Source organism: Bdellovibrio sp. MYbb2 (assembly GCF_056175685.1).
This window is the reverse complement of the sequence record NZ_JBJKJI010000002.1, coordinates 156,956-170,462: the sequence shown is the minus strand read 5'-3', so window position 1 is coordinate 170,462 and position 13,507 is coordinate 156,956. Positions and strand designations below refer to the sequence as shown.

The window sequence follows — 13,507 nt, the reverse complement described above, 5'->3', positions numbered from 1 at the left end:
TTTGTGAGGGGGGCTTAGAAATAAAAAAACTCCCATCCGTTTAGGTATGGGAGTTTTTCAAATTTACCAATCAATGGGACGGTAAAATTACTTTACGCGGCCAGTAACTTGGATGTGGATACCAACTTTGTCGGAATCGCACAGGTCTTGAGCGTCAGAAACTGGAACGTAAACAGCTACGCGACCGTGAAGGTATTTGTAGTCGTTTTTAGCCAGCAATTGATCAAGGTAAGCTTTACCAGCAGAGCAGTCAGAAGTGCCGGAAGTTGCGTAAGCTTTGGAATCAGTCAAAGCTACAGTCCACAATGCGTTGTCTGCCAACATCAAAGTGCTGTAGTTACAAGTGGAGTCACCTTCAGTGTAAGTTGCCTTAAGAAGGATGTTGTCCAAAGAGTAGTCTGCAGAAGCAGTTGTGAAGATGATGTTGCGGGAAGAGATATCAACCGGAGTCGCCGTTTGAGTGTTGCCGTCGTCACAAACGTAAGCTGTGAATTTTGCCAACCATCTTTCGCCATCAAGAACCAGATCTTGGTTAGCTTGTGCAGAGAATGGAAGAACCATCATAAGTGCCAGTACGAATTTTTTCATGTTTTCTCCTTAATTGAGGTTTTATGAACTGGCGTGGTTTCTAAAATCAAAGAGGGCAGAAAGCAACTTATGAAATCTAATGAGAATCTATTGATAAAAGCGCCCTGAAAAAGGGAGCTTAAGTGTCCGTATTAAGGTGTATTTTTACAAATTCGACTGCAAGTTCGACTACAGATTCCAAGCCCAGCCGGCTTTGATCACAATCATGCTGGCTTTCACAGTGTCTGAAGCCGGGAACATATTGTATTCGATGCTGACGGGGATGTAGTTTTTGCGATCCATCTGCCAGTCCAAACCTCCACCGAAAGTGAAGACCTGATTGGTGGAGATTTCTGATTCGTTCAGCGCCGTGGAGGACTTGGAAAGCGCCAGCAGATAGCCCATGCCGCCACCCAGCCACACACGGTATTTGTTCTGAATCGGATACCATTTCAAAAGACCATACAGGGACAGATAGTTGATTTTCGCATCACACGTGGTGCTGCTGTTACAAGCTGCTTCGCTTGAGCTGCCCGTGACGTTGAATTGTTCCATCGCTGCGTAGCCGCGGCCCACCAGGCTGTTGTTCAGGGCATAGTCATAGAACCCGCCGAAGCCAAAGCCGGTGCCGGACATGCTGGCAGAAGCTTTCTGGCTGATGCCGAAGCTGTCGCGATAAGTGATGTCGGCATCCATGGTGTTCATCATATAGCCGCCCAAAACGCCCCAGGAGTCCTTCAGGACGCGCAAATAGCCGGTAGCATTGCTTTGCTTGGGGGTGGACTCTTCGCCTGTCTCAGCCGGGGCGTCAGCGGACATGGCGGAGGGCGCTTTGGCCTGCAAAGTAAAGCCATCAGCGGCTTTACCACGCACGATTTCACCCAGAGCTTTGCTGCCTTTGACTTGTTTGATGCGAATGATGGCCGAACGTTTTTGTGTGGACGGGTTGATCAGATAGAATTCTTCACCCACCTCGGTGGCATCGCCATCCAGATTGATCAGAACTTTTTGCCCTTTGACTGCAGAAACCGATGCGGCAAGGCCTGTGGAGGAAAAACAAAGCAGAAGACTCAAAGCGCACAGCTGGTTTTTGAAATTCACTCGGGGACCTCTTCTATTCCAGTGTCATCAGGTTGTTTTCAAGTTCACGGATGAATTGATCTTTGTACAAGGTCCAGACGGTCTCGCTGGCGAACTGATAGATGCAGGACTGAGTCGACTTTTCGCTTTTTTGCAAAGCTTTGACTTCGACCACTTCACCGCGGTGAGTGCGCCAGATCTCCAGATCGTTTTCTGAAAGGACAAGTTCGTAGGTGTGAGAAGGGAATTCCTCGTTGAACCAGGTCTCAAGTTTTCCTTCTTTTTTACAACTGATCAGCTGGAAAGAAGCGGCAGCCACTTTGCCCGGAGCTTCGGATTCAAACTGCTTACGACCCTCCGAACGGTAGATTGTACAACCGCTGAGTAAAACCACAAAAAGGGAGGAAAGTATGAAACTTTTCATAGCCCTTTAATTATAAGAACTTAAAAGGCAAAAAAAAAGCCCCGAATTACTTCAGGGCTTTAGGCTAATCCCAAAAATCACTAAGGGATCAAAATGGTCTGAATGCAAGGCGGATGAGTTTCGCCCGCAAGGAGGCGTAGCCTAAGCTACGCTGGATGAGGACGAAGCTCATTCAACGCAGCAGGCGGGCCGTTTTCATCCCTTAGAATGGAATTTCGTCGTTAGAGTTGAAGCTAGGCTCCGGACCGAAATCCTGGAAGTTGAAATCGTCGTTACCCATAGAGTTGCCAGAGGATTTTTCGCCACCAGCTGCGCCCAGGAATTGAACTGTGGAAGCCACGATTTCAGTCGTGTAGCGTTTTTGACCTTGTTGGTCTTCCCACTGACGAGTTTGCAATTTGCCTTCTACGTAAACCTGACGGCCTTTGGAAAGGTGTTTGCCGCAGATCTCAGCCAATTTGCCCCATACAGTGATACGGTGCCATTCAGTGCGCTCTTGGCGTTGACCGTCTTTTACCCATGACTCACTTGTAGCCAGATTCAAACGCGCAACAGTGCTGCCACTGCCGATTGCCTTAACTTCAGGATCAGCGCCCAAACGGCCTACAAGGATAACTTTATTTACTCCGGACATATTCCCTCCAAATATTAATTAACCAGTTCGTTTTTTGTCAGAACGGGAGCTAAGTCAATAAGGACTTAGCTTCAGGATTGTATTGTGAATAGGGTGAGCAATATTTAGGCAGAGCCCCGCATCAAGTTAATTTAAGCGGGGCTGGTGGGGGATCTAATAATCGGATTAACGCACGGCGCCGATGCTTGGCGGCATCATAGGATTGCTGGCGGAAACCTTGAATTTGTACTGGGAGCCTTCGGAGGTCGGTGTTTTATAACCGTCAATGAACGTCAGGAACAAAGCCGCACGCTCTTGGAAGCTGCGTTTGGTTTTAAGATCCACTTCGATATTATAAGCACCAATCTGATGACCGAAAGAGTTTCCACGATTCACAATCGTCAGGCCGATCTTGCCTTTAATAGTACCGTAAAGTTCATCGCCCGGTTTACCAATGGTTCCGGTTTCAATCACGAACTGTCCGGCGGCCAGACGGCCTTTCAGTTCCACCGTGCTCAATTTCAGATCCGGCAACGTCAATGGGCCCATCGGGGTGTTCACGTTGGAAGGCGGAAGCTCGAACTGATTGATGGAAAGATTCATTTCAATGTCGGGCTGTTCCTGGAAAGTCAGATCGGCCAAAGCCGTGGACTCCAGATTCAGCTGACCTTTTAGCAGAACAGGCAAGTTCGCCATTTCGCGCAGATCATGCAGGGAAATCTTTTTCGCGCTGACTTCGATCTTGTGGCGTTCAGCACCGTTTTCGGTTTTGCTGCCTTTACCCACTTGAACGTCGACGTCACCTTTCAACAAACCCTTTGCAGACACATGGCCGTAAGGTTTTTGCTGAATCAGGCCACGAACCGACGGAGTGATCACCAGCTCCGTCGCTGAAATCGCCGGAGTTCTGATGGATTCAATATAGACTTGATCCATCTTCACGCCCGGTTGCGGGAACAGGCTCATTTTTAGTTTTTCAAACTGCACGTAAACAGAATTATTGGAAAGACGGGACACCTGGGAAGAAATCAAATCACTCAGGTCGTCAAACGGGAACAGCAGAAAAACAAAGACCAGGGCGGAAACCACCATGACAAAGATTTTGCCTTTGCTTTCGCGGATCAATTTCAGCAACTGACGAAGTTGTTCCATTATTCGTCTCCGCTGTCGTTGTTGTTGTTACGTTTGAAGCGGTTGCCGCGCGAAGGAGGCTCGGGAGCTTCCGGTGCCGGGGCGGCAGGGACGGCCAAAGCCACCATCTTGTAAACCACGTCAAAATAGCGGTTGTCCTCGCGGTTGGCGGTCATCACCATGTCTTTCATTTTCACACTCGGGTTGATGCTCTGGAACTGATAGCCCAGATCCAGCACCTGACGGATGTTTAGTTTTGCAAGGCTGACCTGCAAAAGACCTTCTGTCAGATTTTTAGGAACCAGATTGGAATTGTTGTCCTGAATCTCGGTGCCTTTGATCTGTTCCGGCAAAAGATTCGCCGCCTTGATCTGATTGTCGATGTTGTTGCGAATCATGTCCATGCTTGGCGCCTGGGGAATCTGCGGAACATCCGAAGATTCACGGCTGACCTTCAGCAATTCACGAATGGTCATGCGTTTGCTTTCAAATTCGCCGACGTATTCAGTGGACTGAGTGTATTTGCCATAAGGAATGGACAGGATGATCAAAGAAACCAGCGCCACGCCACCCACCAAAGTGAGCTTTTGCATGGCCGGAGTCATGTTTTCGTAGCGGTCGCGCAGCTGATTGTAAGCACCACTTTCCTGGATACGTTCCCAGGTCACACGGGCGTCGCTGACAAGTTTTTCTTTTAAATCGTCAAAACTGCTCATCTTGTCACCTTCTCAACATTGCGATCGACATTGAAGCTGAATGAAAAAGCGGTGCGGCCGGGCAGAGCGCCCAGCGTGCTTTGGCCACTTTTCACCTGACCATCCGTGGAAACGTTGGTCAGTGCCTGCTGCAGAAGACTCATTTCACGCGGAGAGTTCACATACCCTTGCAAAGTCACCTGAGCATCCTGAATCGCCATTTGCTGGATGTCCAAAGTGATCGAGGACTTCGGCGGAGCCGCATCGTTGATCTTTTTGGCGATGTCCAGGGCGGAGTTCATATTGGCAACGCTCGCCAGAGTCTTAAGATCAGCGGCGCGTTTTTTGTTGTCACGGATGTACTTGCGAATGCCGTTTTCAGAAGCCGCACGGCCTTTCAGACCTGCGACTGTCTTGGCTTGGGACTTCAGCACTTCCTGAGTGCGGTCCGCAAGGCTTAAAGCAAAGCTTTCACGCAAAGAAGAGTACACAAACAGAACCACCAAAGCCGCTGTGGCCACTTTGATTGTCGAGCCCCATTTTTCCCAGAACATTTTCATCTGGTGATTTTCTTTGGCGAATTCACCGCGCAGGAAGTTCAAAGGTGGATTTCTTGGTTTTTTGAAGCCTTCAATCGCCAGTCCCAAAGCCACGCCACAAATTGCGCCATGGTAAGCCGAGCGTTCGAAGTTCACATTCGGGATCTGATCCAGAACAGAAACGCGGTTGACCGGAACTTCCAGAACTTGCGTCAGGAATGGGCCCAGATTCTGAATCTGAGATACACCGCCGGTCAGGTGGATGCTGTTGATCTGGGCATTGAATTCACTTTTCATTTCCAGAATCGCCAGTTGCAGATCCCGCGCCATTTCGCGCACGCACTTGGCAATTGTGTCTGAGAAAGTCACCTGATCGAAAGTGGCACCCTGTTTATTGGTCAGGATGAATGCTTTGGTCTGAAGTTCTTTGATCGCTTCGATGTACGGAATTTCGTATTTCTTCGCAATGGCGTCAGCGATATTTTTACCGCCCCAAAGAATAGACCCCACCTGAATCAAAGAGCTGCCTTCAAAGGCACACACCAAAGTGCGGCTGTGGCCGATGTTCAAAGTGATAGTGACCTGACGAACGGGTCTGACTTCTTCTTCCAGTCCCAAAGCCGGAGCTGTCAAAGCGGGTGGGGCTTCATTCCAGCGTTCGAACACGTTCGCAAAGGAAGTGCCCTCGGAAGAAATGATGAACGGATCCATGTTGGAATCCTGCGCACGCTGAATTAGATTCTGCACGTGGATTTTTGGAGCCGCACACGCCAGAACTTCCGCGCCGGAACCTACCGTGCGGATGATTTTAGCGTCAAAGATGGCATTGTCAGATGAAAATGGCAGATCTTCTTCAAGTTCAAAGGCCAGAGATTTGGAGATCTTGATGCGGTCATTGAACGGGAAGAATTTGTTTCGAATCGCCACGCGATTTTGTGGCAATGCAAAGTTGAACCGAGTTTGTGACGGGTCATAAAGACTGGAGAGGTCACGCAAATACTCAAGGATTTCAAGCTCCTGATCAGCGCCTGGAGAAATTCCGAGTGGATGCTCCATGAACTGAGTTACTTGAAAGCCCTTTGAAGTGGACTGCACTTCAACAACCTTGATGCTGCTGGATCCGATGTCAATGCCGAGAGATTTCAAAGCAATTCCTCCATGAACTGGCTTTGGTCTAAGTCTATGCGAGGATCGCCTTGGTGTATAGCCCTAAGTTAGCGGCACGCCGTCCGGGCTCGGTCGGTGCCACAGCTTCGCTGTGGTTCGCGCATCCATGCGCCACCGAAGGCCGCGAACTTAGGGCTATACACCAAGGCTTCTTGCACAGAAGACCTGCATCTTGGTGCGGGGGATGTAGGCTGTTCCCCTTTGGGGAAGGCGCGGTGGGGATGGGGATGCTGGATTTTGGTCGAGGTGTGGGTGGTTATTGGGTGACGCGCTTCGCCCTCGTAGCGAGGGCGGATTGCGTTAGCTGCTAGAGATGTAGGGTTGTCGAAATATTGGACGGGCCTTGGAAATTTTGCTGGTTTCTTCGATGTAATCATACAGAAACGTATTTAGTGGTAGAAGCGCGGATCAAATTCAATCTTTTGAGGTTTTCATGCGTTTTTTTGGCGTCTTTGTGCTGGTCTGTCTTGTGTCGTTTAATTCACATGCTTTGTTTGGGAAGAAGAAAAAAGCCACCCCTGTTTCAGAGTATTCAAAAGGCCATACCATTAAAACTGCCGACGGGTGCAGTTTGAATTTGTCAGATTTGTATATCAACCCTAAAAATAAACATTCTTGGAGTGGAACTTGTCCTGGAGGTTTTGCTGAAGGGATTGGCTGGGTATCAGTTCAGCAAGCCAATGGAGTTTCATATAAAGCCTTTGCTGTTCAGATGCAGCGCGGATGGGTTGTGCCAGGGAGCTACTGGTATATGACCGGACAGATGGATTTCTACCATAGCACACTTGGAGCTCATGATTGCAAAGACAGAAAGAGCAATATGCAGCAATGTGCGCGGATTGAATCTTTCGTGGCTGCGAATCCTCCTTATGAGCAAATTCTGACTTCTGATGGGTGTAAACTTCAGCAACCTAGTTTGCTTGTCTATGGATCGCAGGTGACGTGGAGTGGGAAGTGTGAAAATGGTTTGGCAGAAGGGTATGGATACGTAAGGTGCCCAACAAGAGACGGGAATAATGCCATTATTGGAAAATCAGCCTATTTGTTGCGTTATCATCAAGGTAAGAGAGTTATCGGCAGTTACTTCCAGTGGGACTCTGACCTCAATGGATCCAAAACTTCGTTCCTCTATAAGATTGATCCGGCGCTGACTCCTACGCATGTTGAAGCATTAAAGCCTTGCGCTACCATCAAACCTTGCAAAGAGCTGATGGCTGCAAAAGCTTTAGGTGGGAAAAATCCTGAAGGGATGGCGCCGGTTTCTGATTTTATGCCTCCGGTTGCGGACACTCGTGGGGGTGGGGATCGTCCTCCGGCATTTGATCCGAACCCTAATCCAAATCGTCCAGCCAATCCGGCGCAGCCACCGATGAATGGTGGGAATAATTCTTCTTCTGCTGGCGGCTATGGTATCGGCAAGTACAAAGCTCCGAAAGTGGCTTGTGATGACTATGCTTTGGGCCTTGAGATGGACAAACATTCTGCGACGATCAATGAGGGTGTGGGAGTTTGCGACAACGCGAAAGCTACGGCGAAGCTTTATGAGTTCTATGCGAACTTGTTAGAGGCTAGTTGCCCGAGCAAAGCAGCCGAGGTGGCGCAAGTGCGTGAAGCGGTTGAATCTGCCAAACAAACGATTCGTGGCAGTTGCGCTGATTATGGCTACTAGTTAGAAAAGATTAGATTTAAAAAACAAAAACCCCGGTTCATCGCCGGGGTTTTTTATTTTTCTATCTTTCATTCCAATAGACAACTCTTGGCGGGCCTTTGGGGATTTGTGTGGCGTTGTTGCCGGCGTTACCTCCGCCGGGATTACCGCTTGGGTTGCCTCCGGCGGCGGGGTCGGGATTGCCGCTGCTTTGGTCGCCACCGGCTGCAGCCTTTTTGTCTTTGTCGACGTATTTTTTCACTTTGCTTGCGGTTTTTTGCAAGTCCATCACCACCGCAACAATTTCGCGGGTGGCGCCGGCGAATTCACCGGTGCTGCGGATTTTAAAGTTCATCACGCTGTCGCAGATCAGCGGAACGTCTTCAGGATTTCCTTCCGTGCGGATGCCTTTGCCTTGAACGAATTGCCAGAAATCGCTGCTGCCGCCGCCTTGGTCACATTTGAACTGTCCACCTTCTTCTTCAGATCCGCGGCGTTTGATGATCTCGGTGACCACTTCGTCGGTCATGGCCGGGTCCAGGGATTTTAGAACTTCGCGGGTGGCGATGTTCGGGTTGATCCCTTTCATTCCATAAATGGTCACTCGCGGGGCCAGCAGGTCATAGAAGTCATCGTTCATGCCTGGAACCATGTGCAGTTCCGCGATAGATCTGAACGGACGGTTCGGAGGATAGTAATCGCTTTGCGAAGCCTGGTTCAGTTCAGCATAATTGGCGCGTTTGTCGCCGCCGTTTAACGAAGCGGACTTCGGGCTCATCCAGTCGGCGATGTTGTTCACCAGTTCGTCAAATCGGACGTTGCTGTATTCACGCTGGAAGTTTTCGTCTTCTTTAATTTTTTGCGCAAAGATGGTGACCAGCTGTTTTTTCGTCAGTTCCTGCAACGACTTTGACGGGGAGGCCAAGTCATTCAGGTCGATCTTGGATCCTTCATCCTCGATCGTCACAATGTAGCTTGTGTCCATCGTGGAATCGGCGACGGCCTTTTTGAAGGCATCTTTGTCGATCGCGCTTAATTCATCCGGGATCGGCAGTGGCCACGCAAACGGGAACTGCCAGATTTGATCCAGCATCTTGGTGTCACCCAGCTTGTCGCCCAATTTGCTCTGGGCCTGTTGATAGATCTTGATACGCAGCAAGCTCAGCTGCATGCCGGATTTAGCGGCATAATATGCTTTCACGCGGTTTAAGCCCTGTGAATTCACCAGATATTCGACGTTGGAATCATAGGACACTTCCATCGCAATCCACATCATCAGCATGATACAGGCAATCGCGATCATCAGCGCGATGCCTCGGGCATTATTGATTGGGCGCTTGAGTTCGCGGCCAAGAGCTTTGATTGCCTTGAGCATTTGCACCCTCCTCTGGATTGTTCGGGAAGTGAATAGGGACGATAAGTTGCATTGAATACTTTTTGCTTTTCCCGGCGGTTTTCTTTTCCACGGTCAAAGAGATCTCAACTGCTTGAGGGAATTTGCCTTTGGTCGCTGCATCGCCTTGAGCATCCGTGCGCCAGTCATTGGCCCAATCTTGTTTGCCTTTACCCATATAGCGCAGTTTGAATTCGCTGACGTTTTCAAGCAAAGCCACTTCGTCGCCACCTTTGGTGACATCCAAGTCCACATAAGGGGAGCTTCGGCGCCACAGGCATTTGGAACTGCCGCCACCTTCGCGCAGTGATTTACAGTCGCGCAGGGTATAGCCGACTTCGATAAAGTCTGCCTGTTTGGTGTTTCTGACGGTGCGGGCATTGTTCATGGTCACGAAATTGATGGACTCGTTGTTACCCACGAAGTGGGTCTCAGGATCACGACGGGGAACTTCGCGTTGTTCTGCCGGGTCTTGTGTTTCATTGGTGATCGGGCCGGGGTTGCCGCCAGGGAATCCGCCATTAGGGATGGTGCCGCCGCCGGGATTGCCATTGTTGTTTGTATTCTTTTTCTTGATCAGCTGTTCCAGCTCTTTTTCAACGTCGCGATAGTGGTAAGCCAGATTGATGTCTCTTTCCAGCAGGCGCAAACCGTCGCGCATACGGGACACATCATCGATCTGATCCTGCAGTTTGACCTTGGCCTTCACGGCCTGTTGAATGGCCTGCGCCGTCAGCATCGTGAGTGTCCCCAGGATGGTGATCGTGATCATGAGCTCAATCATGGTAAAGCCGCGGTTGTGTTTCATCATCACATCCCCGGCATCGAAGGCAGTGGCAGTTCCTTGTCATAATCGACAAAGTACTGGGTGGCGGAAAACTCCAGCGGTTTTTTCGCCCCTTTGTAAATGACTGTAACTTTGACTTCTTTCACCGACTTGGAAAGGTGCTCTGTCAGTGTCTTCATCACGGTCAAAGCCATTTCATCCGCACCCCCAGCCTGAGCGGTCAGGGTCGCTGAAATATCCGGAACTTCAAATTCTTTGGAGGTCATTTTCCAGGTGTATTGCGGGTACTCAGAGCCAAAGTCGTCTTCGGTTTCTTCGGGGATGGAGTCCAGAGGTTTTCCGGCGTACTCCATTTCGACTTCGACCATTTTTCTTTCAAGCAAAGCTGTGACTTCGGTGGAAAGCTGGGTCTTGCGGACACGCATGAAAGAACCGCTCCAGGAATTCGCCAAAAGCATAATTCCCGAGGACAGGATCACCATCGCCATGATGGTTTCAATCAATGTGAATCCGTTTTTTTTCACCGCTGGACTTCCTTTAACGAAGAAGCTTTCTCAATGATATCAGCTTGACCCGTTAAAGGATTAAAAACAAGAGTCCAAGTTAAATTATTTCCATTCGTGATCTGCACAGCAGAGGCTTCCACAAAGCCCTCTGGGAAGAAATGGATGTAGGCCACCCCGGAAGTCATAGGGGATTTCATATTCACAGTTTCAACCGAGGCAAAACGCAGGCCCTCGGGAAGCTCTTTTTCTTTTTTCAGCAGGGACTTGTCCATCTGAAACAGTGGAGGAGGAGCATCCTCTTCATCCCGGTCTTTTTCTTTTTCCGCGGCTTCAGGATCCACAGCTTGGGGGCCACTGGCGCGTTCCAGCCAATACTTTTCCTCTCCCGGTTCCATGCTGATGGCCAGGCGGTAAGTGGAGTTGGTCAAACGGGCTTTGTTGCGGATTTCTTTGGAAAGAACGATGAAGTTGCGGGCGACGGTCTTGATGTTGCCGTCTTTTTTGAGAAGTCGGGGGGCTCCCACTGTGATCAAGGCGGCCATAATGGCCAGCACGATCATGATCTCAATGAGAGTGAAACCCCGCTTATTGCCAAGCATCTGAATTAGTTCAGATCATCCAGCGTGATGTCTTTGTCAAAGCCAGAACCACCTTCGCGGCCGTCTTTACCCAAAGATTTCAAAGAGTATTCGCCACCTTCCAGTTCGTAAACCAGATCGTGACCGAATGGATCCTGAAGTTTCTTGGTGTAGTAAGGCTGAGGACCCCAGTTGGAGCAGTTTGGATCAGCAGTTGTCAGGCCTTCCAAAGTCTGAGGATATTTACCGCAATCCGTGTAGTACATGGAAAGGGCGTTCACGATTTGTGTCAGTTGGATCTTAGCCTCTTTGGCTTTGGATTTATCCAATTGTCCCGTGATGTTAGGAAGAAGAAGAGCTGCGATACCACCGATGATGGCAAGGACGATCATGATTTCAATCAGAGTCATACCCTTGCGGTTTTTGAGAAGAGACATACTTACTCCTTTTTACAGACATTGAGGATAGCAAAACCTAGCCCAAAATCAAAGGACAGAGCGGCAGCCGGACTAATGTCACATAATAATTCTTCGCTCTGTTGGCTGCGGTTATGCGACGCCCGGAGAATTCGCTGTGGGAACCCTTCTCGCCTCGGACAGTCCTCGCTCGTGTGTGTCCGTTTTGTTTCGAGTCGTTTTGTAGGCTCGTCTGCGGAACTCGGCGCGCAGGGTTCCCACAGCGAACTCTCCGGACTCGTTAATCGAATCACAAGAGGACTTTATGGGACAATAGTCGGGACTGCCTTTGCTGGGTTGTGAAGGTATGGGGATAGTTTGGGATGGGGAGTTTATGGGTTACTTTAGGTTTTTGGTTGGACGTTTGTCTGTCTTGTTTTGAGTAAGGAAGCTGCCGATAAGTTTGGGATGAGAAGTATATTTGGTGTCGTGTTCTTGTTTTTGATGCAGGCGCAGGCGTTTGAGATTTCTAAGAAATCAGATCGGCTTGTTTTGTCGGGGGCTTGTGAAGAGGGGAAAAGTATTTATTCCTCTTTGGCGAAGTGGAGTAGGAATGCCAAAACCGGCAAAACTTGTGACCCTGGTTCTGTGATGGATCAGCCGGGCGAGTCATGTAATTTCGATATCACGGATTGTGTGCCTGAACATGTGGTCAAATATCATGGGGCCACGCCTGAAGTGGACGGTCCGAACTGTTGGAACTTGTCCCTGGTGATGAGTAATATTTTGCCTTCCATGCGTTATTCGACTCCGGAAGAAATGAATTTCTATATGCGTCCGCCTCTTTGCCGTGCGCTAAAAGACGGTGAAAAGAAAGAGCCAGGGGATGTGGGAGCCATTCGTCAGATCGCCGGCGTGGGTAAGACCAACGAATATCATGGTTTCATTTATATCGACGAAAAGATCGCCTATTCAAAAAATGGTTTTAGCAGCATGGCCCCTTATGCGCTTCAAACTCTGGATAAGGTTTATAAAACCTATGAAGTCCCCAACAAGCAGGAATGCCGTCAAAATGTCATCAATGCCAAAAGCTCTAAATGCGGGCAGGCCGTGGCATTTTACCGTTGTGATTCCATGGAAAACTATTTGAAGAACAACCAGAATGTGCCGGATCAGGTTCGTGAAACGTTCAAGGGGATGGATGCAGCTGAAAACTGCGTGCAGGAAGCCTTGTTCAAAGGGGATGCGTTGGGGGCTGAAGCCCGCAAGAATCTGCGCGAAACGGGGCTTGCTCTGGTTGAATACCTGAAAGATGCTAAAAACAAACCCGAGATCGCCAAGATGAAACCTGACGAGCGTGACTTCATGCTGGGAAGTCTGCAACTGCGCCTGGCTGCATTGGGTGACCAATTGCAGGTGGTGGCGATGGATAAGCAGGATCGGGAAACCTTTACGGCAGCGGGCGAATTAAGACACATTTCTGAGATGGTGCAAGCCTCTGCAAAGCAGCTGAAAAAAGGAGCTCGCTAATGAAAAATGCATTCTTGATGTTGTTGGCAGGATTTGTTTTTGCGGGCTGTGGGTCTGTTTGGAAGGGGCCGGAGCCAGCGCCCGTGCGCAAGCCTGATAATGCCTCGGTGACGGCGCAGGAATTGAAAACCTGGGGGCCGGTGAATCTGTTGCAGGGGCTGAAAAGTCATTGCTGCAATGGCGTGATGATCGAAAAGACGGCAGTCACTTTCTGGGGCGAAGCCGAGATCGCAGAACTGCAGAAATACGTGGACGACACAACTCCGTCAGCGCCGGTCTATCGTCCGTCCAGCGCGGTGATGTGCCGCGGACCAAAATATGTTTCATCCGTGGGGCGTGAAGCCCGCCACTTGATCGAGGGGATAAAAAAAGGGACTTACCCCGTCTCGCAATGCTCCACCTACGATCTGCAATTCTCCGAATAAAAAAAAGGAGCCTCAAGGGCTCCTTTTTT

At 49.6% G+C, this 13,507-nt stretch carries 15 protein-coding genes; 3 read left to right on the top strand and 12 right to left on the bottom strand.

The window, feature by feature from the left end; genetic code table 11:
- Positions 1-87 precede the first annotated feature (87 nt).
- From AC04MQ_RS10805 to pilM, 7 genes are all read right to left on the bottom strand, one after another.
- On the bottom strand, positions 88-588 hold the full coding sequence (locus AC04MQ_RS10805) for a hypothetical protein (protein ID WP_015090724.1): 501 nt from the start codon (positions 586-588) through the stop codon (positions 88-90).
- Positions 589-756: 168 nt separating this feature from the next.
- A complete protein-coding gene (locus tag AC04MQ_RS10800) occupies positions 757-1,668 on the bottom strand; it encodes an outer membrane beta-barrel protein (protein WP_015090725.1) in 912 nt (303 codons plus the stop codon).
- A gap of 13 nt (positions 1,669-1,681) precedes the next feature.
- On the bottom strand, positions 1,682-2,071 hold the full coding sequence (locus AC04MQ_RS10795) for a hypothetical protein (RefSeq protein ID WP_015090726.1): 390 nt from the start codon (positions 2,069-2,071) through the stop codon (positions 1,682-1,684).
- Between the two features lie 202 nt (positions 2,072-2,273).
- Positions 2,274-2,705 carry a single-stranded DNA-binding protein gene (locus AC04MQ_RS10790; RefSeq protein WP_011164062.1) on the bottom strand — a complete coding sequence of 144 codons (432 nt, stop codon included), beginning with the start codon at positions 2,703-2,705 and terminating at the stop codon, positions 2,274-2,276.
- Positions 2,706-2,870: 165 nt separating this feature from the next.
- Complete coding sequence (gene gspN / locus AC04MQ_RS10785; protein WP_015090727.1) at positions 2,871-3,836, bottom strand: type II secretion system protein GspN; 966 nt, start codon at positions 3,834-3,836, stop codon at positions 2,871-2,873.
- Complete coding sequence (locus AC04MQ_RS10780; RefSeq protein WP_015090728.1) at positions 3,836-4,531, bottom strand: hypothetical protein; 696 nt, start codon at positions 4,529-4,531, stop codon at positions 3,836-3,838. The genes gspN and AC04MQ_RS10780 overlap by 1 nt, the downstream gene beginning before the upstream one ends.
- Entirely contained in the window at positions 4,528-6,195 is a 1,668-nt protein-coding gene (gene pilM / locus AC04MQ_RS10775) for a pilus assembly protein PilM (RefSeq protein WP_475392074.1), read from the bottom strand. Before pilM ends, AC04MQ_RS10780 begins: the two co-directional genes overlap by 4 nt.
- Before the next feature lie 454 nt (positions 6,196-6,649).
- Between pilM and AC04MQ_RS10770 the strand changes: the two genes are divergently transcribed.
- Entirely contained in the window at positions 6,650-7,885 is a 1,236-nt protein-coding gene (locus AC04MQ_RS10770) for a hypothetical protein (protein WP_475392073.1), read from the top strand.
- 61 nt (positions 7,886-7,946) lie between these two features.
- Here AC04MQ_RS10770 and AC04MQ_RS10765 read toward each other — a convergent pair whose 3' ends face one another.
- From AC04MQ_RS10765 to gspG, 5 genes are read right to left on the bottom strand one after another with little or no spacing between them, the layout of a single operon-like run.
- On the bottom strand, positions 7,947-9,239 hold the full coding sequence (locus AC04MQ_RS10765; protein ID WP_235046310.1) for a type II secretion system minor pseudopilin: 1,293 nt from the start codon (positions 9,237-9,239) through the stop codon (positions 7,947-7,949).
- Positions 9,187-10,068: a type II secretion system protein GspJ gene (locus AC04MQ_RS10760; protein ID WP_015090732.1), complete on the bottom strand. Its 882-nt coding sequence runs from the start codon at positions 10,066-10,068 to the stop codon at positions 9,187-9,189. The genes AC04MQ_RS10765 and AC04MQ_RS10760 overlap by 53 nt, the downstream gene beginning before the upstream one ends.
- Positions 10,068-10,568: a type II secretion system protein gene (locus AC04MQ_RS10755; RefSeq protein WP_011164069.1), complete on the bottom strand. Its 501-nt coding sequence runs from the start codon at positions 10,566-10,568 to the stop codon at positions 10,068-10,070. Before AC04MQ_RS10755 ends, AC04MQ_RS10760 begins: the two co-directional genes overlap by 1 nt.
- Positions 10,565-11,149: a pilus assembly FimT family protein gene (locus tag AC04MQ_RS10750; RefSeq protein WP_015090733.1), complete on the bottom strand. Its 585-nt coding sequence runs from the start codon at positions 11,147-11,149 to the stop codon at positions 10,565-10,567. Before AC04MQ_RS10750 ends, AC04MQ_RS10755 begins: the two co-directional genes overlap by 4 nt.
- A 5-nt stretch (positions 11,150-11,154) precedes the next feature.
- Complete coding sequence (gene gspG / locus AC04MQ_RS10745) at positions 11,155-11,565, bottom strand: type II secretion system major pseudopilin GspG (RefSeq protein ID WP_011164071.1); 411 nt, start codon at positions 11,563-11,565, stop codon at positions 11,155-11,157.
- 426 nt (positions 11,566-11,991) lie between these two features.
- Here gspG and AC04MQ_RS10740 point away from each other — a divergent pair, with 426 nt between their 5' ends.
- Positions 11,992-13,053 (top strand): hypothetical protein, encoded by a 1,062-nt coding sequence (locus AC04MQ_RS10740; RefSeq protein ID WP_080602361.1) that lies wholly within the window; start codon positions 11,992-11,994, stop codon positions 13,051-13,053.
- Positions 13,053-13,478 carry a hypothetical protein gene (locus AC04MQ_RS10735; RefSeq protein ID WP_015090736.1) on the top strand — a complete coding sequence of 142 codons (426 nt, stop codon included), beginning with the start codon at positions 13,053-13,055 and terminating at the stop codon, positions 13,476-13,478. Before AC04MQ_RS10740 ends, AC04MQ_RS10735 begins: the two co-directional genes overlap by 1 nt.
- The last annotated feature ends 29 nt before the right edge of the window (positions 13,479-13,507 follow it).